The 26,186-nt window shown below is 59.8% G+C and carries 22 protein-coding genes; 11 read left to right on the forward strand and 11 right to left on the reverse strand.

What is annotated here, in order from left to right; genetic code table 11:
- Window positions 1-366: 366 nt before the first annotated feature.
- Window positions 367-1,197: an alpha/beta fold hydrolase gene (locus GVL50_RS25770; protein WP_159815509.1), complete on the reverse strand. Its 831-nt coding sequence runs from the start codon at window positions 1,195-1,197 to the stop codon at window positions 367-369.
- Between the two features lie 267 nt (window positions 1,198-1,464).
- Here GVL50_RS25770 and GVL50_RS25775 point away from each other — a divergent pair, with 267 nt between their 5' ends.
- From GVL50_RS25775 to GVL50_RS25790, 4 genes are all read left to right on the forward strand, one after another.
- Window positions 1,465-1,920, forward strand: a complete 456-nt coding sequence (locus GVL50_RS25775; RefSeq protein WP_003224136.1) for a (2Fe-2S)-binding protein — start codon at window positions 1,465-1,467, stop codon at window positions 1,918-1,920.
- A gap of 22 nt (window positions 1,921-1,942) precedes the next feature.
- Window positions 1,943-4,105, forward strand: coding sequence for a xanthine dehydrogenase family protein molybdopterin-binding subunit (locus tag GVL50_RS25780; protein ID WP_159815510.1), 2,163 nt, complete (start codon window positions 1,943-1,945; stop codon window positions 4,103-4,105).
- A 1-nt stretch (window position 4,106) separates the two neighbouring features.
- Entirely contained in the window at window positions 4,107-4,685 is a 579-nt protein-coding gene (locus GVL50_RS25785; protein WP_159815511.1) for a hypothetical protein, read from the forward strand.
- 62 nt (window positions 4,686-4,747) lie between these two features.
- A complete protein-coding gene (locus GVL50_RS25790) occupies window positions 4,748-5,713 on the forward strand; it encodes a sensor domain-containing diguanylate cyclase (RefSeq protein ID WP_159815512.1) in 966 nt (321 codons plus the stop codon).
- A gap of 637 nt (window positions 5,714-6,350) precedes the next feature.
- On the opposite strand, the gene fabI is transcribed toward GVL50_RS25790, so the two are convergent.
- The 8 genes from fabI to gloB all read right to left on the reverse strand — a co-directional run bounded on the left by fabI (window position 6,351) and on the right by gloB (window position 17,209).
- Complete coding sequence (fabI, locus tag GVL50_RS25795) at window positions 6,351-7,145, reverse strand: enoyl-ACP reductase FabI (RefSeq protein ID WP_007910591.1); 795 nt, start codon at window positions 7,143-7,145, stop codon at window positions 6,351-6,353.
- A gap of 19 nt (window positions 7,146-7,164) precedes the next feature.
- On the reverse strand, window positions 7,165-8,775 hold the full coding sequence (locus tag GVL50_RS25800; RefSeq protein ID WP_159815513.1) for an ABC transporter ATP-binding protein: 1,611 nt from the start codon (window positions 8,773-8,775) through the stop codon (window positions 7,165-7,167).
- Window position 8,776: 1 nt separating this feature from the next.
- Window positions 8,777-9,796 carry an ABC transporter permease gene (locus GVL50_RS25805; RefSeq protein WP_053119376.1) on the reverse strand — a complete coding sequence of 340 codons (1,020 nt, stop codon included), beginning with the start codon at window positions 9,794-9,796 and terminating at the stop codon, window positions 8,777-8,779.
- 1 nt (window position 9,797) lies between these two features.
- On the reverse strand, window positions 9,798-10,871 hold the full coding sequence (locus GVL50_RS25810; protein ID WP_159815514.1) for a microcin C ABC transporter permease YejB: 1,074 nt from the start codon (window positions 10,869-10,871) through the stop codon (window positions 9,798-9,800).
- Window positions 10,872-10,875: 4 nt separating this feature from the next.
- Entirely contained in the window at window positions 10,876-12,717 is a 1,842-nt protein-coding gene (locus tag GVL50_RS25815) for an extracellular solute-binding protein (RefSeq protein WP_159815515.1), read from the reverse strand.
- On the reverse strand, window positions 12,714-14,546 hold the full coding sequence (locus tag GVL50_RS25820) for an extracellular solute-binding protein (RefSeq protein WP_159815516.1): 1,833 nt from the start codon (window positions 14,544-14,546) through the stop codon (window positions 12,714-12,716). The genes GVL50_RS25815 and GVL50_RS25820 overlap by 4 nt, the downstream gene beginning before the upstream one ends.
- A gap of 335 nt (window positions 14,547-14,881) precedes the next feature.
- Entirely contained in the window at window positions 14,882-16,342 is a 1,461-nt protein-coding gene (locus GVL50_RS25825) for a LysM peptidoglycan-binding domain-containing protein (RefSeq protein ID WP_159815517.1), read from the reverse strand.
- 99 nt (window positions 16,343-16,441) lie between these two features.
- Window positions 16,442-17,209, reverse strand: a complete 768-nt coding sequence (gloB, locus tag GVL50_RS25830) for a hydroxyacylglutathione hydrolase (RefSeq protein WP_159815518.1) — start codon at window positions 17,207-17,209, stop codon at window positions 16,442-16,444.
- A gap of 66 nt (window positions 17,210-17,275) precedes the next feature.
- Between gloB and GVL50_RS25835 the strand changes: the two genes are divergently transcribed.
- The 5 genes from GVL50_RS25835 to GVL50_RS25855 all read left to right on the forward strand — a co-directional run bounded on the left by GVL50_RS25835 (window position 17,276) and on the right by GVL50_RS25855 (window position 22,647).
- Complete coding sequence (locus tag GVL50_RS25835; protein WP_053119387.1) at window positions 17,276-18,034, forward strand: class I SAM-dependent methyltransferase; 759 nt, start codon at window positions 17,276-17,278, stop codon at window positions 18,032-18,034.
- A 90-nt stretch (window positions 18,035-18,124) separates the two neighbouring features.
- Window positions 18,125-18,595 (forward strand): ribonuclease HI, encoded by a 471-nt coding sequence (rnhA, locus tag GVL50_RS25840; RefSeq protein WP_053119389.1) that lies wholly within the window; start codon window positions 18,125-18,127, stop codon window positions 18,593-18,595.
- Between the two features lie 219 nt (window positions 18,596-18,814).
- Window positions 18,815-19,573, forward strand: a complete 759-nt coding sequence (gene dnaQ / locus GVL50_RS25845) for a DNA polymerase III subunit epsilon (protein ID WP_159815519.1) — start codon at window positions 18,815-18,817, stop codon at window positions 19,571-19,573.
- 189 nt (window positions 19,574-19,762) lie between these two features.
- Complete coding sequence (locus GVL50_RS25850; protein ID WP_159815520.1) at window positions 19,763-22,018, forward strand: Orn/Lys/Arg decarboxylase N-terminal domain-containing protein; 2,256 nt, start codon at window positions 19,763-19,765, stop codon at window positions 22,016-22,018.
- 14 nt (window positions 22,019-22,032) lie between these two features.
- On the forward strand, window positions 22,033-22,647 hold the full coding sequence (locus GVL50_RS25855; RefSeq protein ID WP_053119395.1) for a GNAT family N-acetyltransferase: 615 nt from the start codon (window positions 22,033-22,035) through the stop codon (window positions 22,645-22,647).
- Here GVL50_RS25855 and GVL50_RS25860 read toward each other — a convergent pair.
- Together GVL50_RS25860 and GVL50_RS25865 are read right to left on the reverse strand one after the other, a co-directional pair.
- The gene (locus GVL50_RS25860) at window positions 22,613-23,506 is read right to left on the reverse strand and encodes a LysR family transcriptional regulator (RefSeq protein ID WP_159815521.1); all 894 of its coding nucleotides are present in this window, start codon (window positions 23,504-23,506) and stop codon (window positions 22,613-22,615) included. The two genes, GVL50_RS25855 and GVL50_RS25860, sit on opposite strands and share 35 nt — an antisense overlap.
- An 84-nt stretch (window positions 23,507-23,590) precedes the next feature.
- Window positions 23,591-23,821 (reverse strand): hypothetical protein, encoded by a 231-nt coding sequence (locus GVL50_RS25865; RefSeq protein ID WP_053119399.1) that lies wholly within the window; start codon window positions 23,819-23,821, stop codon window positions 23,591-23,593.
- Window positions 23,822-24,002: 181 nt separating this feature from the next.
- On the opposite strand from GVL50_RS25865, the gene GVL50_RS25870 reads away from it, so the two are divergent.
- Window positions 24,003-24,560 (forward strand): NADPH-dependent FMN reductase, encoded by a 558-nt coding sequence (locus GVL50_RS25870; protein ID WP_159815522.1) that lies wholly within the window; start codon window positions 24,003-24,005, stop codon window positions 24,558-24,560.
- A gap of 186 nt (window positions 24,561-24,746) precedes the next feature.
- Entirely contained in the window at window positions 24,747-26,030 is a 1,284-nt protein-coding gene (locus GVL50_RS25875) for an arsenic transporter (RefSeq protein ID WP_159815523.1), read from the forward strand.
- Window positions 26,031-26,186 lie beyond the last annotated feature (156 nt).

The following is a 26,186-nucleotide window of genomic DNA, read 5'->3' on the forward strand; positions in this document are numbered from 1 at the left end:
ACGAAGCATTCTTTATCGGCGCTTTGGTGGAAGGGGTGGGGCCGATGTCTCCCACAGTCTGTACTGGGCTAACAGTCAGAAGCTGGCTTTTGGTCCCACCCACCCCTTCGAGTCCTACCATACAAGCAGGCTTGCTCGCGAAAGCAGTGGATCAGTCGGCCCAACATTGACGGACAGACCGCATTCGCGAGCAAGCTCGCTCCCACAGGGGATGGGTGTGGATCTCAGAATTGAGGATTGGCACACGTCATTGTGGGAGCGAGCCTGCTCGCGAAAGCAGTGGGTCAGTCAGCCCAACATTGACGGACAGACCGCATTCGCGAGCAGGCTCGCTCCCACAGGGGAGAGTGTGTATGACCAGCAATTTTAGCCGCGAATAAATGCCAGCAGATCCGCGTTTATGGTATCCGCCTCCGTCGTCGGCATTCCGTGTGGAAACCCCGGGTACGACTTCAGTGTGCCGTTGGGCAGCAACTTCGCCGACAACGGCGCCGAGTTGGCGTACGGCACAATCTGGTCATCCTCACCGTGCATTACCAACACCGGCACGGTGACTTTCTTCAGGTCTTCGGTGAAGTCCGTCTGCGAAAACGCCACGATCCCGTCGTAATGCGCCTTCGCCCCGCCAATCATGCCCTGGCGCCACCAATTGTCGATCACCCCTTCGGACGCCTTCGCCCCCGGCCGGTTGTAGCCGTAAAACGGCCCGGTCGGAATATCCCGATAAAACTGTGCTCGATTCGCCGCCAAATTCGCCTGAAACTCATCGAATACCGATTTCGGCAACCCACCCGGATTGCTCTCGGTCTGCACCATCAGCGGCGGCACCGCGCTGATCAACACGCCTTTGGCGACGTTGTCCTGGCCATGCCGGGCGATGTAATGAATGACCTCACCGCCACCGGTCGAGTGGCCGACATGCACAACATTCTTCACACCGAGGTGATTGACCACCGCCAGCGCATCGTCGGCGTAGTGATCCATGTCGTGGCCGTCCCAGACCTGGCTCGAACGCCCGTGGCCACGGCGGTCATGGGCAATCACCCGAAAGCCTTTGCCGAGGAAAAACAGCATTTGTGCATCCCAATCGTCGGAGCTCAGCGGCCAGCCGTGGTGGAAGTGGATCACCGGCGCGTCTTTCGGGCCCCAGTCTTTGTAGAAGATTTCGACGCCGTCTTTGGTGGTGACAAATCCCATGTTCGCTACTCCAGACCAATGTGATGGATAACCCGCGCGGTGGGCGCGGAGCGGTTTCGCTCGTGAGGCGTTTTCTAAGGGGATGGCTCGGGTGCGAGCCGTTATCAACTGTAGGATTAAAGTCGACATCTGCATGACCGGTGGTCGCAACGTCTGGCTTCATGCGCAATTTAGGCTTTGCTGAAAGGGATAAGCCGAGGCGCGCGTAGGCATGTTTGGCCACAGCGGCGCCCCTTCAGAACACCGTGAGTCTGAGGAAATTCCCCGATGCTGACCTTGAATATCAATGGCAAGGATCAGGAGCTCGATGTCCCCGCGGACATGCCGTTGCTCTGGGTTCTGCGCGATGTCGCGCACCTGACCGGTACCAAATTCGGCTGCGGCATGGCCCAGTGCGGGGCCTGCACCGTGCACGTCGACGGGGCGCCGTTGCGCGCCTGCATCACCCCCGCAACCGCCGTGGCCCACGGGCAGAAAATTCTCACCATCGAAGGCCTGTCCACCGACGGTTCGCACCCGGTGCAGCAAGCCTGGGCTGAACTTGACGTGGTGCAGTGCGGTTACTGCCAGTCGGGGCAGATCATGTCTGCCGCCGCTTTGTTGGCGAAAATCCCCAAACCCACCGACAGCGATATCGACCAGGCGCTCTCCGGCAATATCTGCCGCTGCGGCACCTATCCGCGAATCCGCGCAGCGGTGAAGCGTGCATCGGAAATCGGCTGATTGATTACGTGGGAGTCGGGTGATGAACAGTCCTGTATCGCGTCGGGGTTTTCTCAAGGGTAGCGCCGTGTTGGGCGGCGGTTTGGTGGTGGCGTTCGTCGTCCCCGGCGGACATAAGTTTGCCTATGCGGCCGAGAACGAAGGCAAGGTCTTTGCGCCGAATGCGTTTTTGCGCATCGCGGCGGACAACAGCGTCACCGTGTTGCTCGGGCATTCGGAGATGGGCCAGGGCATCTGGACGGGCCTGACCATGCTGATCGCCGAAGAACTGGATGCTGATTGGTCGAAGATCCGCGTCGAGCATTCGCCCGCATCAGCAGCGGATTACGGCATGCCGGGGTTTGGCGGCATGCAGATTACCGGCGGTTCGACGTCGACATGGATGGAGTTCGATCGCTATCGGCTGGCAGGCGCGACCGCTCGGCAAATGTTGGTTGAAGCAGCGGCGAAGCGTTTTGAAGTGGCGCCCTCGGCGATTCGCACCGAGTCGGGCGTGGTGATTGCCGGCGATCAACGTGCAACGTACGGCGAGCTGGCGGACGCCGCCGGGCAACTCCCCGTGCCGGATCCAAAGTCGATCACTTTCAAGGAAGCCAAGGACTGGAAAGTCATCGGCAAACCCACCAAGCGCCTCGACACGCCGGAGAAAATCACCGGCCGCGCCAAGTTCGGCATGGATGTGCAGTTCGAAGGCTTGATGACGGCGATGGTCGCGCGCGCGCCGGTGTTTGGTGCCAGCGTCAAATCCTTCGAAGGCGCCGAAGCGTTGGCGGTGCCGGGCGTGCACAAAGTGCTGCAAGTGCCGACCGGTGTCGCGGTGATTGCCGATCATTATTGGGCGGCGAAGCTCGGGCGAGATGCGCTGAAGATTGACTGGGATCTGGGCCCGCATGCGGATCTGAGCAGTGAAAAATTGCTGGAGAGTTTCCGCAAACTGGCCACGACGCAAGGCACGTCAGCCAGTCAGGCCGGGGATGCCAAGGGCACTTTTGGCAAAGCCACGAAGAAAATCGATGTCGAATACAGCGTGCCGTATCTGGCCCATGCGCCGATGGAACCGCTCAATTGCACGGTGAAGATCAGTGCCGAGAAATGCGAGATCTGGACGGGTACGCAGTTTCAGACGCTGGATCAAATGGTCGCCGGCAAGATCACCGGGTTGAAGCCTGAACAAGTGGAAATCCACACCGAGTTTCTTGGCGGCGGTTTTGGGCGTCGAGCCAATCCAACGTCGGACTTCGTCGCTGAAGCGGTGCAAGTGGCGAAAGCCGCGGCGATGCCGGTGAAAACCGTGTGGTCGCGGGAAGACGATATTCGTGGCGGTTACTACCGGTCGATGTTCCTGCATCAGGCGAAGATCGGTTTGGGCGCTGATGGTTTGCCGTCGAGTTGGCAGCATGTGTTGGTCGGGCAGTCGATCATGACCGGCACGTTGATGGAGGCGACGATGGTCAAGAACGGCATCGATCCCACTTCGGTCGAAGGCGTTTCCGACAGTCCTTACGTCAAAGGTCTGGCCAATCATCAGGTCGATCTGCATTCGCCACAGACTGGCATCAATGTGTTGTGGCTGCGTTCGGTGGGCCATAGCCACACCGGTTTTGTCATGGAATCGCTGATCGATGAAATGGCCACGGCGGCGGGCAAGGATCCAGTCGAGTACCGACGAACCTTGCTCAAGGATCATCCTCGGCATCTAGGTGTTTTGAATCTGGCGGTGGAGAAGGCCAATTGGAAGGCTCCGTTGCCGGATGGTCATGCACTCGGCGTGGCGGTGCATGAGTCATTTGGCAGTTACGTGGCACAAGTCGCCGAGGTGTCGCAGGACAATCTGGCGATTCGCGTGCACCGCGTGGTTTGCGCGGTGGACTGCGGGATCGCGGTGAATCCGCAGAGCATCGCCGCGCAGATGGAATCGTGCATCACCTTCGGCCTGGGCATGGCGCTGCACAGCAAACTGACGCTCAAGGACGGCGCGGTGGTGCAGTCCAACTACCACGATTATCAGGTGCTGCGGCTCAACGAGATGCCGGTAGTGGAAGTGCACATCGTGCCCAGCAGCGACAAACCCGGCGGCATCGGCGAGGCCGGTGTGCCGCCGACTGCGCCAGCGGTGGCCAACGCGGTGTTCGCCCTGACCGGGCAGCGTCTGCGCGAGTTGCCGCTGCAACTGTCGGGGGTGTGAGATGAAACGACATCTAGTGTTGGGCACGGTGGTTTTGCTGGGGCTCGGCGGTTATGCCTCGGACTTGTTTGCCGATGATCAGGAAGCATTGAAGGCGTTCGGCACGGTGCAGAAAGTCTTCCAGAGTCCGCGCTGCCAGAACTGCCATATCCCCGGCGATTCGCCGCTGCAGTTCGACGCGGGCGTTCCGCATGCGATGAATGTGGTGCGCGGTATGGACGGCAAGGGCGCGGCCGGTTTGCCCTGCGCCACCTGTCACGCAGAAAACAATCCGCCGGCCAGTTACGGCCCGCATGCACCGCCGGGCGCACCGCATTGGAGCCTGCCGCCGGCGGCGCACAAAATGGCCTGGATCGGCCTGCCACCGGACAAACTCTGCGCGATGATCAAGGATCGTTCCAGCAACGGCGACCGCGATTTTGCTGCGCTGATCAAACACGTCAGTGAAGACAAACTGGTGCTGTGGGGTTGGAATCCCGGGGCAGGGCGCGCGCCGGTGCCGGTGCCGCATGACATTTTTGTCGAGCAATTCAAGCTCTGGGCCGACGCGGGCGGGCCGTGTCCGGTGGCGGGCATCTGATGGGGTGACCCTGCGCTGATTTGCGCTACGCTGAAAGTCATTGATGCCAACGGAGTGTGCGAATGCTGGTTCCAGGAAAACCTGCCAATGAAGCGGCGCGAATTCAGGTGCTGCACGGCCTCGACCTTCTCGATTCAGCGCCGGAGGAGCGTTTCGATCGGCTGACGCGGCTGGCCAAACGACTGTTCAATGTGCCGATTGCGCTGGTGACGCTGGTCGACAAGGATCGTCAGTGGTTCAAGTCCTGCGTGGGCCTGGCGGCTACCGAGACACCACGGGATATCTCGTTCTGCGGGCATGCGATTCTCAATGATGGTCTGCTGCTGGTCCCGGATGCGCGGGAGGACGTGCGTTTCCACGATAATCCGCTGGTGACCGGCGAGCCGAATATTCGCTTTTATGCCGGTTACCCGCTGACCGTGCCCAACGGCAATAAAATGGGCACGTTGTGCCTGCTCGACACCAAACCTCGCGAACTTGATGACGAAGAACGCGCGCTCTTGCGTGATCTGGCGGAAATGGCCGAGCAAGAACTGACGGCCGTGCAGATGGCGAGCATGGACGAACTGACGTTGCTGTCCAATCGTCGCGGGTTCAAGCAACTGGCGCAGCATGCGCTGGACGCCTGCGCACGGCTGGAGCGGCCGGCGACGTTGCTGTTTTTTGATCTGAATGATTTCAAGCAGATCAACGATCTTTACGGGCATGCCGAGGGCGACAGCGCGCTGAAGACCTTTGCCGATGTGCTGCGAATTGCCTTTCGCGAGAGCGATGTGGTGGGGCGGTTGGGTGGGGATGAGTTTGTCGCGCTGCTGACGGGGTCGAGTCATATCGAAACCACGGCGATCATGGCGCGGCTCAAGGAGATCCTTGAAGAGCGTAATGCCACGCTGCATCGGGGTTATGCGATTCGCTTCAGCGTCGGGCAGATCGAGTACGACGCCAAACGCCATGAAACCGTGGATCGCTTGCTCGCCGACGCGGATGGCGCGATGTATGCGCACAAGCAGGCCCTGAAGCGCTGTTGATGCGGGTTCCCATCGCTGGCAGGCCAGCTCCCATTGGTTTCTCGGGTGCTCTCGTTATCCCGTCTCTCCACAAATCCCCTGTAGGAGTGAGCCTGCTCGCGAAGGCGTCCATCCCTTCAACATCATCATTGCCTGACCCACCGCTTTCGCGAGCAAGCCCGCTCCCACAGGTTGCGCGGGTGTTCACAAAACCCCGTTCCACCACAAACCCCGTGTGGGAGCGAGCCTGCTCGGGAAGGCGTCCATCCCTTCAACATCATCATCGCCTGACCCACCGCCATCGCGAGCAGGCTCACTCCCACAGGTTTCTCGGGTGTTCCCAAAACCCCGTTTCACCACAAACCCCCTGTGGGAGCGGGCTTGCTCGCGAAGGCGTCCATCCCTTCAACATCATCATTGCCTGACCCACTGCCATCGCGAGCAAGCCCGCTCCCACAGGTTTCGCGGGTGTTCACAAAACACCGTTTCACCCTAGATCCCTGTGGGAGCGAGCTTGCTCGCGAAGGCGTCCATCCCTTCAACATCGTCATCGCCTGACCCACCGCTTTCGCGAGCAAGCCCGCTCCCACAGGAGGCGGGGTTGCGGGCATAAAAAAACCCGCCAGATTGGCGGGTTTTTTTATCGGCTAAGCGAAGATCACTCTTCGATGTTGCCCATGGCGGTGGTGTTGAAGCCGCCGTCGACGTACATGATTTCGCCGCTGATGCCCGACGCCAGGTCGGAGCACAGGAAGGCGCCGGCGTTGCCGACTTCGTCGATGGTGACGTTGCGACGCAGCGGAGTTTGCGCTTCGTTGGCGGCCAGCATTTTACGGAAGTTCTTGATGCCCGACGCTGCCAGGGTACGGATCGGGCCAGCCGATACGCAGTTGACGCGGGTGCCGTCCGGGCCCAGGGAGCCGGCCAGGTAACGCACGCCAGCTTCCAGCGAAGCCTTGGCCATGCCCATCACGTTGTAGTTCGGCATGGTGCGCTCGGCGCCCAGGTACGACAGGGTCAGCAGGCTGCCGTTGCGGCCTTTCATCATTTCGCGGCCGGCTTTGGCCAGGGCCACGAAGCTGTAGGCGCTGATGTCGTGAGCGATGCGGAAACCGTCACGGGTGGTGGCTTCGGTGAAGTCGCCGTCCAGTTGGTCGCCCGGGGCGAAACCAACGGAGTGGACGATGCAGTCCAGGCCGTCCCACTTCTTGCTCAGTGCTTCGAAGACCTTGGCGATTTCTTCATCGCTGGCCACGTCGCACGGGAAGCACAGCTCAGGGCTCGAACCCCAGCCTTGGGCGAATTCTTCAACACGACCTTTCAGTTTGTCGTTCTGATAAGTGAAGGCAAGCTCAGCGCCCTCGCGATGCATGGCGGCAGCGATGCCGGATGCGATGGACAGCTTGCTGGCGACACCGACGATCAGTACGCGCTTACCGGCGAGAAAACCCATGTGTTGCTCCTCTTTCAGGTTATTGCGCAGTAGCTGGTGCCAAAAAAGCGGCTTCCAGCAACTGCTGTGTATACGGATGTTGGGGGGCGGCAAAAATACTTTGCGCGTCTCCCTGTTCGACCACTTGGCCATGCTTGACCACCATCAACTGGTGGCTCAGCGCTTTGACGACAGCCAGGTCATGGCTGATAAACAAATACGTCAGGTTGTACTTGGCTTGCAGTGAACGCAACAGCTCCACTACTTGCCGCTGCACCGTCCGGTCGAGGGCCGAAGTCGGCTCGTCCAGCAGGATCAGCGCCGGTTTCAGCACCAAAGCCCGCGCAATGGCAATTCGCTGCCGTTGCCCACCGGAAAATTCGTGGGGGTAGCGGTGCCGGGTTTCCGGATCCAGACCTACCTCCTTCAATGCCGCAATAATCGCCGCCTCTTGCTCCTCGGCGGTGCCCATTTTGTGAATCCGCAGGCCTTCGCCAACGATATCGCTGACACACATGCGCGGGCTCAGGCTGCCAAACGGATCCTGAAACACCACCTGCATCTCCCGACGCAACGGGCGAACCTCGTTCTGCGTCAGGCAGTCTAGCTGCTTGCCCTCAAAGCGGATCGCGCCTTTGCTGCCGATCAAACGCAAAATCGCCAGACCCAGCGTGGATTTGCCGGAACCGCTTTCCCCCACAATCCCCAAAGTCTGACCCTGAGGCAGGCTGAAATTGATGCCGTCCACTGCCTTGACGTGATCTACCGTGCGTTTGAGCAGGCCTTTCTTGATCGGGAACCAGACTTTCAAGTCCTCGACCTCAAGCAACGGCGCGCCGATTTTATTGGTCGCCGGGCCTCCGCTGGGCTCCGCGCCGAGCAATTCCCGAGTGTACGGATGCTGCGGCGAACGGAACAGCTCTTCGCACGATGCCTGTTCGACGATGCAACCGCGCTGCATGACACATACACGATGCGCAATTCTTCGCACGAGGTTCAAATCGTGACTGATCAGTAGCAGCGACATGCCCAATCGGGCCTGCAATTCCTTGAGCAAATCGAGAATTTTCAGCTGAACGGTCACATCCAGTGCCGTGGTCGGCTCGTCGGCAATCAGCAGTTCCGGCTCGTTGGCCAAGGCCATCGCAATCATCACCCGTTGGCGTTGGCCACCGGACAATTCGTGGGGCAGGGCCTTGAGGCGCTTGTGCGGCTCAGGGATGCCGACCATCTCCAGCAGCTCCAAAGTGCGCTTGGTCGCGACTTTGCCGGTCAGGCCTTTGTGGATGCCGAGGACTTCGTTGATCTGCTTCTCGATCGAGTGCAACGGGTTCAGCGAGGTCATCGGCTCCTGAAAGATCATCGCGATGCGATTGCCGCGAATGTGCCGAATGGTTTTTTCGCTCAGGTCCAGCAGGTTTTGCCCGGCGTAATTGATGCTGCCGGCTGGATGGCGGGCCATCGGGTAGGGCAACAACCGCAGGATCGAGTGTGCCGTCACCGATTTGCCCGAGCCCGATTCGCCGACCAACGCCAGGGTTTCGCCACGCTTGATGTCGAAACTCACGCCCTCGACGACGCGGTGCACGCGCTCGCCGAAACCGAATTCGACGGCGAGGTCACGCACTTCGATCAGATTGTCCTGATTCATTTCACTTCCTCGGGTCGAAGGCATCGCGAGCAGACTCGCCGATAAACACCAGCAAACTCAACATCAAGGCCAGCACGGCAAAGGCGCTGATGCCCAGCCACGGCGCTTGCAGGTTGGATTTGCCCTGCGCGACCAGTTCACCCAGCGACGGACTGCCGGCCGGCAAACCGAAACCGAGAAAGTCCAGCGCAGTGAGGGTGCCGATGGCGCCAGTGAGGATGAACGGCATAAATGTCATGGTCGAGACCATCGCGTTCGGCAGGATGTGGCGGAACATGATCGCGCCGTTCTGCATGCCCAGCGCCCGCGCCGCGCGCACGTATTCGAGGTTGCGACCCCGGAGGAACTCGGCGCGCACCACGTCGACCAGGCTCATCCACGAGAACAGAAGCATGATCCCCAGCAGCCACCAGAAATTCGGCTGCACAAAACTGGCGAGAATGATCAGCAGGTACAGCACCGGCAGCCCCGACCAGATCTCCAGAAAACGCTGCCCGGCCAGATCGACCCAGCCGCCATAAAAACCCTGCAGTGCGCCGGCAATCACGCCGATGATCGAACTCAACACGGTCAACGTCAGCGCGAACAGCACGGAAATACGGAAGCCGTAAATCACCCGCGCCAGCACATCGCGACCCTGATCGTCGGTACCGAGTAGGTTGTCCGCCGATGGTGGCGCCGGCGCCGGGACTTTCAGGTCGTAATTGATGCTCTGGTAGTTGTACGGAATCGGCGCCCACAACACCCACGCATCCTTGGCCTTGAGCAGCTCGCGGATGTACGGGCTCTTGTAGTTGGCTTCCAGCGGGAATTCGCCGCCAAACGTCGTTTCCGGGTAGCGCTTGATCGCCGGGAAGTACCAATTGTTGTCGTAATGCACCACCAACGGCTTGTCGTTGGCGATCAGCTCGGCGCCGAGGCTCAGCCCGAACAGAATCAGAAACAGCCACAGCGACCACCAGCCGCGCTTGTTGGCTTTGAACAGTTCGAAGCGGCGGCGGTTGAGAGGGGACAGGTTCATCTCAATGCTCCCGGCTTTCGAAGTCGATGCGCGGATCGACCAGGGTGTAGGTGAGGTCGCCGATCAGTTTCACCACCAGCCCGAGCAGGGTGAAGATGAACAAGGTGCCGAACACCACCGGGTAATCGCGGTTGATCGCCGCTTCGAAACTCATCAGGCCGAGACCGTCCAGAGAGAAAATCACTTCCACCAGCAGCGAACCGGTGAAGAAGATGCCGATGAACGCCGACGGAAAACCGGCAATCACCAACAGCATGGCGTTGCGAAACACGTGGCCGTAGAGCACGCGATGGCGGGTCAGGCCTTTGGCCTTGGCGGTGACTACGTACTGTTTGTTGATTTCGTCGAGGAAGCTGTTTTTGGTCAGCAGGGTCATGGTCGCGAAGTTGCCGATTACCAGTGCCGTAACTGGCAGCGCGAGGTGCCAGAAGTAATCGAGGATCTTGCCGCCGAAACTCAGCTCATCGAAGTTGTTCGAGGTCAGCCCGCGTGACGGAAACCAGTCGAGATAACTGCCGCCGGCAAATACCACGATCAGCAGGATCGCAAAAAGGAACGCCGGGATCGCGTAGCCGACGATGATCGCCGAACTGGTCCACACATCGAAGTGACTGCCGTGCCGCGTGGCCTTGGCGATCCCCAGCGGGATCGACACCAGGTACATGATCAACGTGCTCCACAGACCGAGCGAGATCGACACCGGCATCTTTTCCTTGATCAGGTCGATGACCTTGGCGTCGCGGAAAAAGCTGTCGCCGAAATCCAGCGAGGCGTAGTTCTTGACCATGATCCACAGGCGTTCCGGGGCCGACTTGTCGAACCCGTACATGTGCTCGATTTCCTTGATCAGCGCCGGGTCCAGCCCCTGCGCGCCGCGATAGGACGAGCCAGCCACCGAGACCTCGGCACCGCCGCCAGCGATGCGACTGGTGGCGCCTTCGAAGCCTTCAAGCTTGGCGATCATCTGTTCCACCGGGCCACCGGGCGCGGCCTGAATGATCACGAAGTTGATCAGCAGAATGCCGAACAGGGTCGGGATGATCAGCAGCAGTCGCCGAAAAATATACGCCAGCATCTGATTACTCCGTGCCCGCAGGGTCGGCTTGCAGTTTGGTTTCGACTTCTACCGCCGGTTTAGCGTCAGGCTTGACCCACCAGGTGTTGATGCCGATGTCGTACTTGGGTGAGACCTTCGGATGGCCGATGTGATTCCAGTACGCCACGCGCCAGGTCTTGATGTGCCAGTTGGGCACCACGTAGTAGCCCCATTGCAACACGCGATCCAGCGCGCGGGCGTGGGCCACCAGGCTTTTGCGCGAGTCGGCATTGATCAGGTTCTCAACCAGTTGATCGACGATCGGATCCTTCAAGCCCATGGTGTTGCGGCTGCTGGCCTTGTCGGCAGCGGCGCTCATCCAGAATTCGCGCTGCTCGTTACCCGGCGAATTGGATTGCGGGAAGCTGCCGACGATCATGTCGAAGTCCCGCGAACGCACGCGGTTGATGTACTGCGAAACGTCGACGCGGCGGATCACCAGTTCGATGCCAAGGTCGCTGAGGTTGCGCTTGAACGGCAGCAACACGCGTTCGAATTCGGTCTGGGCGAGGAGGAATTCGATCACCACCGGTTTGCCGGTGGCGTCGACCATTTTGTCGTCGACGATCTTCCAGCCGGCCTCTTGCAGCAGTTGATAGGCCTCGCGCTGGTGATTGCGGATCATGCCGCTGGCGTCGGTCTTCGGGTTGTCGAAGGCTTCGCTGAACACCTGCGCCGGGAGCTTGTTGCGGAACGGGTCGAGGATCGCCAGTTGATCGGCGTCGGGCAGGCCGGTGGCGGCCATTTCCGAGTTTTCGAAATAGCTGCGGGTGCGGAAGTAGGCGCCGTTGAACAGTTGTTTGTTGGTCCATTCGAAGTCAAACAGCAGACCGAGCGCCTGACGCACCCGTATGTCCTGGAACACTGGACGGCGCAGGTTGTAGACGAAACCCTGCATGCCGGTCGGGTTGCTGTTGGGGATCAATTCCTTGATCAAACGGCCCTCGGTGACGGCCGGGATGTTGTAAGCGTTGGCCCAGTTTTTCGCGGTCATCTCCAGCCAGAAATCGAACTGCCCGGCCTTTAACGCTTCGACGGCGACGGTGTTGTCGCGGTAGTAATCGCTGGTCATCGTGTCGAAATTGTAGAAGCCACGGTTGACCGGCAGATCCTTGCCCCAATAATCCTTGACCCGCTCGTACCGTATCGAACGGCCGGCCTTCACTTCGGCAACCTTGTACGGGCCGCTGCCGAGCGGAATTTCCAGATTGCCCTTGCTGAAGTCGCGATCGGCCCACCAGTGTTTTGGCAGCACCGGCAACTGGCCGAGGATCAGCGGCAACTCGCGATTATTGTTGTGCTTGAACTTGAACAGCACTTTCAGCGGGTCTTCGGCGATGACTTCGGACACGTCGCTGTAGTAGCCGCGATACATCGGCGAGCCTTCCTTGGTCAGCGTGTTGAAGCTGAACACCACGTCGTCGGCGCGCACTGGATGATCGTCGTGGAAACGTGCTTCGGGGCGCAGGTAGAACCGCACCCAGCTGTTGTCCGGGGCCTTTTCGATCTTGCCAGCGATCAGGCCATATTCGGTGAACGGCTCGTCGAGGCTGTGTTTGGTCAGGGTGTCGTAGATCTGCCCGATGTCATCGGCCGGCACGCCTTTGCTGATAAACGGGTTGAGGCTGTCGAAGCCGCCGAAACCGGCCTGACGGAATACGCCGCCCTTGGGCGCGTCGGGATTCACGTAATCGAAATGCGTGAAATCGGCCGGGTATTTCGGCGGCTCGTTGTACAGGGTCACGGCGTGTTGCGGGGCGGCCAAGGCCAGCCCGGCGAACAGCAAGCCGCTGGCCTGGACGAGCAGGGCGCGGATGGGTTTCATCGATCTTTCTCCGAAGACTTCAGCCACCACGCGCTCAGGCCCAGGGTGAAGGGCGGCGTGGTAACAAAGGCCAACCGGTTGCGGTAGGCCAGGCGGTGATAATTCAGGTACCAGTTGGGAATGCTGTAGTGCTGCCAGAGCAGCACGCGGTCGAGCGCCTTGCCGGCGGCGACCTGTTCATCGCGGGTGCGCGCGGCGAGCAATTGTTCGAGCAGGTGATCGACCACCGGGTTGGCGATGCCCGCGTAATTCTTGCTGCCCTTGACCCCGACCTGACTGGAATGGAAGTACTGCCACTGCTCAAGGCCCGGGCTGAGGGTCTGGTTGAGCGTCATCAGGATCATGTCGAAATCGAACTGATCGAGGCGCTGTTTGTACTGCGCGCGATCGACCGTGCGCAGGCGCGCGTCGATGCCGATGCTGTTGAGGTTCTCAATGTACGGCTGGAGGATGCGCTCCAGATTCGGGTTGACCAGCAGCAGTTCGAAGCGCAGCGGCTGGCCATCGACGTTTTGCAGACGCTGGCCGTTGAGCTTCCAGCCGGCCTCGGCGAGCAGGGCCAGCGCTTTGCGCATGGTCTCGCGAGGAATGCCGCGGCCGTCGGTTTGCGGCAACGTGAACGGCTCGGTGAACAGCTTGGCCGGCAGTTGCTCCTTGTACGGCTTGAGCATCAGCCATTCGTGCCCGACCGGCAGGCCGCTGGCGCTGAATTCGCTGTTCGGGTAGTAACTGGTGGTGCGCTTGTAGGCATCGCTGAACAGCGCGCGGTTGGTCCACTCGAAGTCGAACATCAGCCCCAGCGCTTCGCGGGTTTTGACGTCGGCGAACGTGGCGCGGCGGGTGTTCATGAACAGGCCCTGACTCTGGGTCGGGATCTGGTGCGGGATCTGCGCCTTGATCACGTCGCCACGGCGGATGGCCGGGAAGTTGTAGCCGTTGGCCCAGTTCTTCGCCTGATGCTCGATGTAGATGTCGAACTCGCCGGCCTTGAACGCTTCGAAGGCGACATCGCTGTCGCGGTAGAACTCGACTTCCATGCGATCGAAGTTGTACTTGCCGCGATTGACCGCCAGATCCTTGCCCCAGTAATCCTTGACCCGCTCGAAGATCAACTGCCGACCCGGCGTCACCGAAGTAATGCGATACGGGCCGCTGCCCAGCGGCGGTTCGAAGGTGGTGGCTTTGAAGTCGCGGTCTTTCCAGTAGTGCTGCGGCAGCACCGGCAATTCCCCGAGGCGCAGGATCAACAGCGGATTGCCCGAGCGCTTGAGCACGAAGCGAATGCGCTGCGGATTGAGGATATCGACGCGCAGCACTTCCTGAAGGGCGGTGCGGTACAGCGGATGACCTTCCTTGAGCAGCAAGCGGTAGGAGAACGCGACGTCATAAGCGGTGATCGGCGTGCCGTCGTGGAAACGTGCTTCGGGGCGCAGATTGAACACCACCCAGCTGCGATCTTCGCTGTATTCCACCGATTGCGCGATCAAGCCATAGCTTGACGCCGGCTCGTCACCGGAAGGCGAATACTGGCCAGTGCCGACCATCAGCGGCTCGTTCAGCTCGTTGATGCCGTACTGGAGGAAATTCGGCGTGGTGACCGGGCTGGTGCCCTTGAAGGTGTATGGGTTGACCGTATCGAAGGTGCCGAACGCCATCACCCGCAACGTACCGCCCTTGGGCGCTTGCGGGTTGACCCAGTCGAAGTGGGTAAATCTGGCCGGGTACTTGAGCGTGCCGAACTGCGCATAACCGTGACTTTCGGTAATCGTCGCGCTTGCGGTTGAGCTCAAGGCCAGGCTGATCAGGAGCAGGAGGAGGGGACGCTTCAAGTCAGATCTGATCCAGGCGGCTTGGGCTTTGTGGGCCGTACAGTAACAGCTTGTCTGGACAGGAAAAAGATCGCGGGTTAATGGGGGGTTAATCCACTTGCCTGACAGCCCCTCACCCTAGCCCTCTCCCGGAGGGAGAGGGGACTGACCGAGGTGTTTGCGGGAGGTACGCCGACTTGCGATACCGAGCCGAACTCAAATTCTGAATAGCCCCCAATCGGCTCCCTTTCCCCTCTACCCTTTGGGGGAGAGGGCTGGGGTGAGGGGGATGGATCTCAAGAACACCAAAAAACCCGAACCAAAAAAAAGCCCCCGAAATCTCAGGGGCTCTTCTGTCAGTGCGGCTGATAAACCGTAAGCATCTGCCCCGGCTTCAAAGCCTTGCTCGCACCCGGATTCCAGCGCTTGAGATGCTGCATCTCAACATTGAAACGCTTGGCCACCACGTACAACGTGTCGCCGCGCTTAACCTTGTACTGAGTCTGCTGCTTGCTATCGCCTTTTTTGCTCTTGCTGTTGGTCGCAATCACCGTGTTGACCCGGCCCGAGCTGCGGCTCTTGCTTGGTTTGCTCGTGTCGCGCATCACCAGGGTCTGACCAACCTTGAGGTTTTTGCCGGTCAGCTTGTTCCAGCGTTGCAGATCCTTCACTTCAACCTTGTTGGCCTTGGCGATGGAGCCGAGGTTGTCGCCACGCTTGACGCGGTAGGCGCGTTTCAGCTTCGCCACTTCCGTCGGATCAGCGCCTTCAAACACCGGTTTCAAGGAGCGTTTGCTGATCAACTCGTCCGGCGACATGGTCTGCAGGCTGGTGGTCAGCAATTGCGCCTTCGACGTTGGCACCAGCAAATGCTGAGGGCCGTCGACGGTGATGCGCTGTTTGTAGGCAGGGTTGAGCTGAAACAGTTCGTCTTCGTCGATGTTGGCCACTTCAGCGACTTTGGACAGATCCATGCGCTGATTGATTTCGACGACCTGGAAGTACGGTTCGTTGGCGATCGGGTTGAGGTTGACCCCGTACGCTTCCGGCGACTGCACCACTTGCGACAGCGCCAGCAACTTCGGCACGTAGGCCTGGGTTTCCGACGGCAGCGGCAGGTTCCAGTAGTCGGTTGGCAAACCGAGTTTCTCGTTACGTTCGATGGCGCGGCTGACCGTGCCTTCACCGGCGTTATACGCGGCGAGCGCCAGCAGCCAGTCACCGTTGAACATGTCGTGCAGACGGGTCAGGTAATCGAGTGCGGCAGTGGTCGAGGCGGTGATGTCGCGACGACCATCGTAGAAGCGGGTCTGGCGCAGGTTGAAGTAACGCCCGGTGGAAGGAATGAATTGCCACAGGCCAACCGCGTCAGCGCGGGAGTAGGCCATCGGGTTGTAGGCACTTTCAATCACTGGCAGCAGCGCCAGTTCCAGCGGCATGTTGCGTTCTTCGAGGCGTTCGACGATGTAATGAATGTAGAGGCTGCCGCGATCGCCGGCGTTCTCAAGGAATGAAGGATTGCTGGCAAACCACAGGCGCTGTTGCTCGATGCGCGGGTTCACGCCCAGGCCTTCCTGCAACTGGAAGCCCTCGCGCATGCGCTCCCAGACGTCCTGAGGAATCTGTGGAGTGGGCTTTTCGCTGAGCCAGATCGGCTTTTGCTTGGCTCGCGCAGCAATGTTCGGCGTATGGGTCGCTTCAGTCTGCGGAGCATGGCTTGAACAGCCCGCCAGCGTGGCGGACACAGCCACCGCGATGGCTTGCGCCAAGCGGGTCAATGCGTCTGAATTGACGGACTTACGTATGGATGACGACATTGGCTGGAAGTAAGTTCCGGGCAAAAATGTCGGGCGATTCTAGAAAGCGCACCCCCTGCGGTCAACCATTGAGAATTTTTGTACCAAGCAGACCACTGCTTAGAACTTATCTTTCCAAGCCCGCAGAGCCGCAAAAACCTCACTCGGCGCCCGGTTTTGAGCGCCTGCCCGTTCGTCCACTTTTTGTTTAACTAATGTTTCAGCGGTGCGTAAAAACGGATTTGTGAGCTTTTCCAGTGCCAAAGTTGACGGCAGGGTCATCACGCCGTTTTGCCGTTGTTGGGTAACTTTTTCCAGACGGGCGGCAATGTCGGCATTGGTCGGTTCGACCGCTGCGGCGAATTTGAGATTGCTCAGGGTGTATTCGTGGGTGCAATAGACGAGGGTGTCTTCGGGCAGTGCGGCGAGACGGCTGAGCGAGTGGTGCATCTGATCGGGCGTACCCTCGAACAGGCGACCGCAACCCGCGGCAAACAGAGTGTCGCCGCAGAACAGCAGACCGTGGTGATAATAAGCAATGTGTCCCAAGGTGTGACCGGGCACCGCATAGACATCAAAGTCCCAGCCGAGCACGCTGGCGGTGTCGTTGTCGTTCAGCGCCACGTCGCGCGCCGGGATATTTTCGCTGGCCGGGCCATAAACGGTCGCGCCGCTGATGTGTTTCAGACGTTCGACGCCGCCAACGTGGTCATGGTGATGGTGAGTGATCAAAATATCGCTCAAGACCCAGTCCGGATGTGCATCAAGCCACGCCTCGACGGGCGCGGCATCACCCGGGTCGACCAGGGCGCAACGTTGGCTGCGGTGATCTTGTAACAACCAGATGTAGTTATCGGTGAACGCGGGCAGGGCACTGATCTGTATCATCGTCGGAATTCGCCAAGCGGGAAACATTGGCGCATCTTAGTAGTTCCTGGCGCTTTGGAGAATGCGATGAGTGATAAAGCGTTCGCACAGGCTGATCCTGACTGGCTGGCACTGATCGGTGCCGCCCGTGAATGGCTGTCCGGCCCGCTCGGGCAATTTCTGCTCGACGAGGAGCGGCGCATGCTGGAAGACGAGCTCGGCCGGTTCTTTGGCGGTTATCTGGTGCATTACGGCCCGTCCGCTGAAACGCCACCGTCGGCGCCGCAAGTGCAGCGCAACGTCCGCCTTGGCGCGCCGCTGCCGGGGGTTGAGATTGTCTGCGAAGAGCAGGCCTGGCCTTTGAGCGAACACGCGGCGGATGTGGTGGTGATGCAGCACGGTCTGGATTTTTGCCTGTCGCCTCACGGTTTGCTGCGTGAAGCGGCGAGCAGTGTGCGCCCCGGTGGCCATTTGCTGATCATCGGCATCAACCCGTGGAGCACGTGGGGCCTGCGTCATGTTTTCGCCCACGACGCCTTGCGTCAGGCGCGCTGCATATCGCCATCGCGGGTCGCCGACTGGCTCAACCTGCTGGGCTTCGCGCTGGAGAAACGCCGCTTCGGGTGCTATCGTCCGCCGCTCGCGTCAGCCAAGTGGCAGGGCCGTCTGGCCGGCTGGGAACGCAAGGCCGGTGACTGGCAATTGTCGGGCGGCGGCTTCTATTTATTGGTCGCGCGCAAGATCGTGGTGGGCCTGCGGCCGTTGCGGCAGGAACGTCGCGAGCCGATGGGCAAGCTGATTCCGCTGCCGATGGCCAAGGTCAACCGCCGCCGTATCGAACCGTAAACCTTCTTTTAATTGTGGCCGGGTTTGTCCCGGCCTTGGTCATTGTCGATCCGTGATCGGCAAGGCACGTATTTTTCTGGATAGAGTGGCATGAGCGAAAGCGTTGAAAGCGTCGACACCGTAGAACTGTTCACTGACGGCGCCTGCAAAGGCAATCCCGGCCCGGGCGGCTGGGGCGCCTTGCTGGTGTGCAAGGGCGTTGAAAAGGAACTGTGGGGCGGCGAAGCCAACACCACCAACAACCGCATGGAATTGCTCGGCGCCATTCGTGGCCTCGAAGCCTTGAAGCGTCCGTGCGAAGTGCTGCTGGTGACCGACTCGCAATACGTGATGAAGGGCATCAACGAGTGGATGGCCAACTGGAAAAAGCGCGGCTGGAAAACGGCGGCGAAAGAACCGGTGAAAAACGCTGATTTGTGGAAAGAGCTCGACGAGCAGGTCAACCGCCACACCGTCAAATGGAAGTGGGTGCGTGGGCACATCGGCCATCATGGTAACGAACGGGCTGACCAGTTGGCGAACCGTGGGGTGGACGAGGTTCGCGGGTACAAGCAGAGCTGATTTCTTCCGTTATATCGTGGTGTTGCCATTCGCGAGCAGGCTCGCTCCCACAGGAAAATGCATTCCAGATCTGATCTGTACCTTCCTTGAACTGGAATGCATTCCAATGTGGGAGCGAGCCTGCTCGCGAATGGGGCGCCACGGTCTGACTGAAACCCCCCGCCGAGCGTGTTAACATCCGCGTTTTTGCACGATTGACCCGTTGAGAGCTGAGCACTGATGGCCACCAGATCCGTTGTACTCGATACCGAAACCACCGGCATGCCGGTGACCGATGGTCACCGGATTATCGAAATCGGTTGTGTCGAACTGATCGGTCGGCGCCTGACGGGCCGGCATTTCCACGTCTATCTGCAACCGGATCGCGAGAGTGACGAAGGCGCGATTGGCGTTCACGGCATCACCAACGAATTCCTCGTCGGCAAGCCGCGTTTCAATGAAGTCGCCGACGAGTTCTTCGAGTTCATCAAAGGCGCGCAACTGATCATCCATAACGCGGCGTTCGACGTTGGCTTCATCAACAACGAATTCGCCTTGATGGGCGCGAAGGATCGCGCTGACATCACGCAGCACTGCTCGATCCTCGACACCCTGATGATGGCCCGGGAACGTCACCCGGGACAGCGCAACAGCCTCGATGCCTTGTGCAAACGTTACGGCGTCGACAACTCCGGTCGTGAACTGCACGGCGCGTTGCTCGACTCGGAGATTCTTGCCGACGTCTACCTGACCATGACCGGCGGCCAGACCAGTCTGTCGCTGGCGGGCAATGCTTCTGACGGTAACGGATCGGGCGAGGGCGCGGACAACTCGGCCACCGAGATTCGCCGTTTGCCGGTAGATCGCCAGCCTGCGCGGATTATTCGTGCGACTGAGGATGAATTGGCGGCGCATCTGGTGCGGTTGGAGATTATTGCCAAGTCGGCGGGTGGGCCGGCGATGTGGACACAGATTGCTGAGGCTGACGCTCAGGTTTAAAAGATCAAAGGATCGCAGCCTGCGGCAGCTCCTACAGGGAACGCATTCTCATGTAGGAGCTGCCGAAGGCTGCGATCTTTTGCTTTTACAGGCATGAAGCCAACTGGCCACCCTCGCCACATTCGCTGCAACCCTCTACCCTGAGTGCATTGGCAGATTCATTTCTGCCGCCTCAGGACACTGAGCCCCATGTACAAAGATTTGAAGTTTCCGGTGTTGATCGTCCATCGCGACATCAAGGCCGACACGGTCGCCGGTGACCGCATCCGTGGCATCGCCCGGGAACTGGAGCAGGAAGGTTTCAGCATCGTCTCTGCCACCGACTACACGGAAGGGCGTCTGGTCGCGTCGACCCATCATGGCCTCGCGTGCATGCTGATTGCCGCCGAGGATGCCTCAACCAACTCGCATCTGTTGCAGAACATGGCTGAACTCATTGGCCTCGCGCGGGTGCGCGCCCCGGATCTGCCGATCTTTGCCTTGGGCGAACAAGTCACCCTGGAGAACGCCCCGGCCGATGCCATGGCTGAGCTCAACCAACTGCGCGGCATTCTCTATCTGTTCGAAGACACCGTGCCGTTTCTCGCCCGGCAAGTAGCGCGGGCGGCGCGCAAGTATCTGGATGGTTTGCTGCCGCCGTTTTTCAAAGCGCTGGTGCAGCACACCGCCGACTCAAATTATTCGTGGCATACCCCCGGGCATGGCGGGGGTGTGGCCTATCACAAGAGTCCGGTAGGGCAGGCGTTCCACCAGTTTTTTGGGGAGAACACACTACGTTCCGACTTGTCGGTGTCCGTGCCGGAACTCGGCTCACTGCTCGATCACACCGGCCCGCTCGCTGAAGCCGAGGCGCGTGCGGCGCGCAATTTCGGCGCCGATCACACCTTTTTCGTGATCAATGGCACCTCGACCGCCAACAAGATTGTCTGGCACTCGATGGTCGCTCGCGATGATCTGGTGCTGGTCGACCGCAACTGCCACAAGTCGGTGCTGCACGCGATCATCATGACCGGCGCGATCCCGTTGTACCTGTGCCCGGAGCGCAATGAACTGGGGATCATCGGCCCGATCCCGTTGAGTGAATTCAGCCGCGAATCGATTCAAGTCAAGATCGATGCGAGCCCGCTGACCAAGGGTCGCACGCCAAAAGTCAAACTGGCAGTGGTGACCAACTCGACCTATGACGGCCTCTGCTACAACGCCGAGCTGATCAAGCAAAAACTCGGTAACAGCGTTGAAGTCCTGCATTTCGATGAGGCCTGGTACGCCTACGCGGCGTTCCACGAATTCTTTGCCGGACGTTACGGCATGGCCACCTCGCGCAGCGAAGACAGTCCGCTGGTGTTCACCACCCATTCCACGCACAAACTGCTCGCGGCATTCAGTCAGGCCTCGATGATTCATGTGCAGGACGGCGGTGCACGGCAGCTGGATCGTGACCGTTTCAACGAAGCGTTCATGATGCACATCTCGACCTCGCCGCAATACAGCATCATCGCTTCGCTGGACGTGGCGTCGGCGATGATGGAGGGCCCGGCCGGACGTTCGTTGTTGCAGGAAACTTTTGATGAAGCGCTGAGCTTCCGTCGTGCGCTGGCGAATCTGCGTCAGCACATTGCTGCGGATGACTGGTGGTTTTCGATCTGGCAGCCGCCCGGCGTCGAAGGTATTGACCGCGTGCAGACCGAAGACTGGTTGCTGAAACCCGATGCCGACTGGCACGGTTTCGGCGATGTCAGCGACGATTATGTGCTGCTCGACCCGATCAAAGTGACCCTGGTGATGCCGGGCCTCAACGCGGGCGGCGCGTTAAGCGAAAAGGGCATCCCGGCCGCGGTGGTCAGCAAATTCCTCTGGGAACGCGGCTTGGTCGTCGAAAAAACCGGCCTGTATTCGTTTCTGGTGTTGTTCTCCATGGGCATCACCAAAGGTAAATGGAGCACGCTGCTCACCGAACTGCTGGAGTTCAAGCGCAGTTACGACGCCAACGTGCGCCTCGACACGTGCCTGCCGTGCGTGGCGCAAGAGGACACTGCGCGCTATCGCGGCATGGGCCTGCGCGACCTCTGTGATCAACTGCACGCCTGTTATCGCAGCAACGCCACGGCCAAACACCTGAAACGCATGTACACCGTGCTCCCCGAAATCGCCATGAAACCGGCTCACGCCTACGATCATCTGGTGCGCGGCGAAGTCGAGGCGGTGCCGATCGATGAATTGGAAGGAAGGATTGCCGCCGTGATGCTGGTGCCGTATCCCCCGGGAATTCCGCTTATCATGCCCGGCGAACGCTTTACCGAATCGACCCGTTCGATCATCGATTACCTGAAATTTGCTCGCACGTTCGATAGCAGCTTCCCCGGTTTTGTCGCGGATGTGCATGGATTGCAGCACGAAGACGAGGGCAATGGGCGGCAATACACCGTCGATTGTGTGAAGGAATGAGGACTTTTCCCAGTATGCAACCGGCCGTGAATCCAAAATACCCAGGCCTGTCGGTGCGTGTCGCCGACGAAGGTTTTGCGCCCTATATCTGGGGCAGCGACTTCAGTTTTGAGGTGGCCGCTTACGGCGCGGCGGTGATTGGTCAGCCTGTCGAGCAGTGGCGGGTGACACCCATCGTGCCGTACCGCAAGTGCTACGGCATCGACCCCGAAGAATTCAGCAGTTTCCGCGATGCGCCGGACAGTGCGATTTTCATGGCGTATCTGGATGACGAGGCGGTGGGCCATTTGGTGATCAGCACCAACTGGAACGGCTTCGCCCATATCGATGAATTGGCGGTGCACGCGCCGGCCCGGCGGCATGGCGTGGCCAAAGCGTTGCTGGATGTCGCGCAATTCTGGAGCCGCAAGAAGAAGCTGCCGGGGATCATGCTCGAAACCCAGAACAACAACCTCGGTGCTTGCCGGTTGTATGAGCGTTGCGGCTATGTGATTGGCGGTGTCGACGAGCTGCGCTATCGCGGCATTGATCCGAACACCGCCGAAGTGGCGCTGTTCTGGTATCGACTGTTTGATAATCCGCTGGAAAACCCGCTCAGCTCGACAGCATCGCCTCGGCTTGTTCCGTGACGATTGTCAGCAAGGTCTGAATTGCCGCTGACGGCGCGCAGTGTTTATAGGTCAGCGCGTAGAGGCTGATCGGTACCGCCGGCGACAGTGGGCAGACATCGAGGCCGCCGGCGCGCGCACCGAGGGCAGTGAACGGGTCGACGATGGCCAGGCCTTCGCCTGCCTCAACCATGCTGCGCATCATCTGATGGGTTTGCACGCGAGTCTGGATGCTCGGCGCCGGGCGCAAGGCCTGGAGTTTGTTTTCCAGTGCCGGGCTTAGCGGATCCTGACCGTCGAGGCCGATCATCGCCTGACCGGCCAAATCCTGTAGAGAAATGTATTTCTGCTTCGGCTGCAGCCAACCGTGGGGCGCGAGCAGTTGCAGTTTGCCGTGAGCCAGTGGCTGGCAATCAATGTCGGGATGTTCGGGATCGTGCAGGCTCAGGCCCAAATCGCTTTCGCGCAGCAGCAGGGTGCGGACGATGTCGCGGGTCGGCGCACTGAGCAGGCTGCACGGTGCATCGGGCAGGCGTCGGCGCAGGGCGGCGAGGCTTTGCGGTAATAGATGTTGGGTGAGCGGCGGGGTGCCGATGATGCGCAAGGGAGGGGCGAGGTACTGTTTGAGGCTGCTGGCCAGACGCTGAACCGGCTCGAGCGCTTCATAAACGTGGGCGATTTCGACTTGCAGCGCCCGCGCTTCCGGCGTCGATTGCAAGCGTCCGCGAACGCTGGCGAACAGCATGAACCCCAACTGACTCTCGGCTTCGCGCAAACGCTCTTCGACCTCGGTCACTGGCAACTGCAGCCATTCGGCGGCGGTGCCCAGGTGACCGGTCTGCAAGAGCGCCTGAATCACTTCGATATGGCGTAAACGCATGCGTGAAGTCCATGTTCAGCAGGTGGGGTCAGTGACTGATCCTAACCCAACTCTGCGCATATGACTTCTGCTCATAACGACGAGTTATGAAGCGACGGTTGGCTCAGGTTCGCGGGTCAGGGTGATACCCGACTGAACCAGTTCGAATGTCTGGTCGTCGATCTTCTTGATACGATCGCCGATGGCCAGTTTGTAAATCGGCTCCGAGCCAGTGAGACCGTCTGCCGACGGGTTGGATTCCTGGAATTCATGCACGGAATAAACGCGGCCTTCCGCATCTCTTGCATGGAACTGACCGACGAGTACTGCTGCCATCTGTTTAGAACCTCTGGAGATAAAACGCTTGATTTGCGGTTTTAAGACCGCCATCCAGCGCTGTAAGTTTTCCTGCACGAAAAAAATATTCAGCAGCCGGGATTTTTCCCTCGTCTGCTGGTGGAATCGTCACGGGATCATCTATAACTACAGGCTCCCCCACGGACATCGAGAGTCTTCCATGAGCAATGTCTATAACGTCGCCGTCATAGTCGGTAGCCTGCGCAAAGCATCGATCAACCGCAAAGTCGCCCTGGCGCTGGCGGAACTGGCACCGGCGAACCTGAAACTGAGCATTGTCGAGATTGGCGATCTGCCACTGTATAACGAAGACATTGATGGCGATTCACCGCCGGCAGCCTACAGTACTTTCCGGCAAAAAGTCGGTTCTTCCGACGCGGTGCTGTTTGTTACGCCGGAGTACAACCGCTCGGTGCCCGCACCGCTGAAGAACGCCATCGACGTCGGCTCGCGGCCCTACGGCAAGAGCGCCTGGAGCGGCAAGCCGGGCGCAGTGATCAGCGTTTCGCCGGGGGCCATTGGCGGTTTCGGCGCGAACCAGCACCTGCGCCAGTCGTTTGTGTTTCTCAATGTACCCTGCATGCAGCAACCAGAGGCTTATCTGGGCGGTGCGGGGACAGCGTTTGATGAAGCGGGGAAGTTGAGTGAATCGGTGAAACCTTTCCTGCAAAGCTTTATCAATGCTTACGGACAGTTCGTCGAGCAACACAAAAAATAGTTTCGCTTGATAACTCCTGTGGCGAGGGGATTTATCCCCGTTCGGCTGCGAAGCAGTCGCAAAACCTGCTAGCTCGGTATGACTGACGAACGCAGGGGGTCGCTTCGCAACCCAACGGGGATAAATCCCCTCGCCACAGGTACTCTGTTCGCTCCTGAAAACTACTATCGAACAAGGCTGTTGCGGATGCTTGCTGCGTCACTGATTTTCCTGCTGACCATTACCCTTGTCATCTGGCAACCCAAAGGCCTCGGCGTCGGCTGGAGTGCGACGCTCGGCGCTGTGCTGGCGTTGATCTTTGGCGTTGTGCATCTGAGCGATATCCCGCTGGTCTGGCAGATCATCTGGAACGCCACCGGCACCTTTGTTGCGCTGATCATCATCAGTCTGCTGCTCGACGAGGCCGGTTTCTTCAACTGGGCTGCGTTGCATGTGGCGCGCTGGGGGCGGGGCAGTGGGCGCAAGCTGTTTGCCTTTATGGTGCTGCTCGGCGCGCTGGTGTCGGCGTTGTTCGCCAACGACGGCGCGGCGCTGATCCTCACGCCAATCGTGATTTCCATGCTGCTGGCGCTGCGCTTTTCTCCGGCTGCGACTCTGGCCTTCGTCATGGGCGCAGGCTTTATCGCCGACACCGCAAGCCTGCCGCTGGTGGTGTCGAACCTGGTCAACATCGTCTCGGCAGATTTCTTCCACATCGGCTTCAACCGCTACGCGGCGGTGATGGTGCCGGTCAACTTCGTCAGCGTCGCGGCGACGTTGGGCATGTTGCTGTGGTTCTTCCGCCGTGACATTCCCAAGGCCTACGACCCCGATCAACTTGAACGCCCCGAAACCGCGATCCACGACAAAGCCACGTTCTATGCCGGTTGGGCGGTGTTGGCGATTCTGTTGATCGGCTGTTTCGCCCTTGAGCCGTTGGGCATTCCGATCAGCGCGATTTCCGCTGTCTGCGCCGCACTGCTGCTGGGCATCGCCGCTCGCGGTCACAAGATTTCCACGCGCAAGGTGATGAAAGAAGCGCCGTGGCAGATCGTGATTTTCTCGTTGGGCATGTATCTGGTGGTCTACGGCTTGCGTAATGCCGGGCTCACCGGTTATCTGGCCGGCTGGCTGGATATGTTTGCCGGCCACGGCGTGTGGGGCGCGGCGTTGGGCACGGGCGTGCTGACGGCGCTGTTGTCGTCGATCATGAACAACTTGCCGACGGTGCTGATCGGTTTGCTGTCGATTGATGCAAGTCAGGCGAGCGGGGTGATCAAGGAGGCGATGATTTACGCCAACGTGATCGGCAGCGACTTGGGGCCGAAGATCACGCCGATTGGCAGTCTGGCCACGTTGCTGTGGCTGCATGTGCTGGAGCGCAAGGGGATTCACATTGGTTGGGGGTATTACTTCAAGGTCGGGATTGTGTTGACGGTGCCGGTGTTGTTGGTGACGTTGGCGGCTTTGGCTGTGCGTTTATCTATTTAGACCGTGTTGGCCTCTTCGCGAGCAAGCCCGCTTGTATGGTAGGACTCGAAGGGGTGGGTGGGACCAAAAGCCAGCTTCTGACTGTTAGCCCAGTACAGACTGTGGGAGACATCGGCCCCACCCCTTCCACCAAAGCGCCGATAAAGAATGCTTCGT

Origin of the sequence: Pseudomonas sp. 18058 (genome assembly GCF_902706155.1) — a bacterium.
Lineage (GTDB): Bacteria > Pseudomonadota > Gammaproteobacteria > Pseudomonadales > Pseudomonadaceae > Aquipseudomonas > Aquipseudomonas rustica.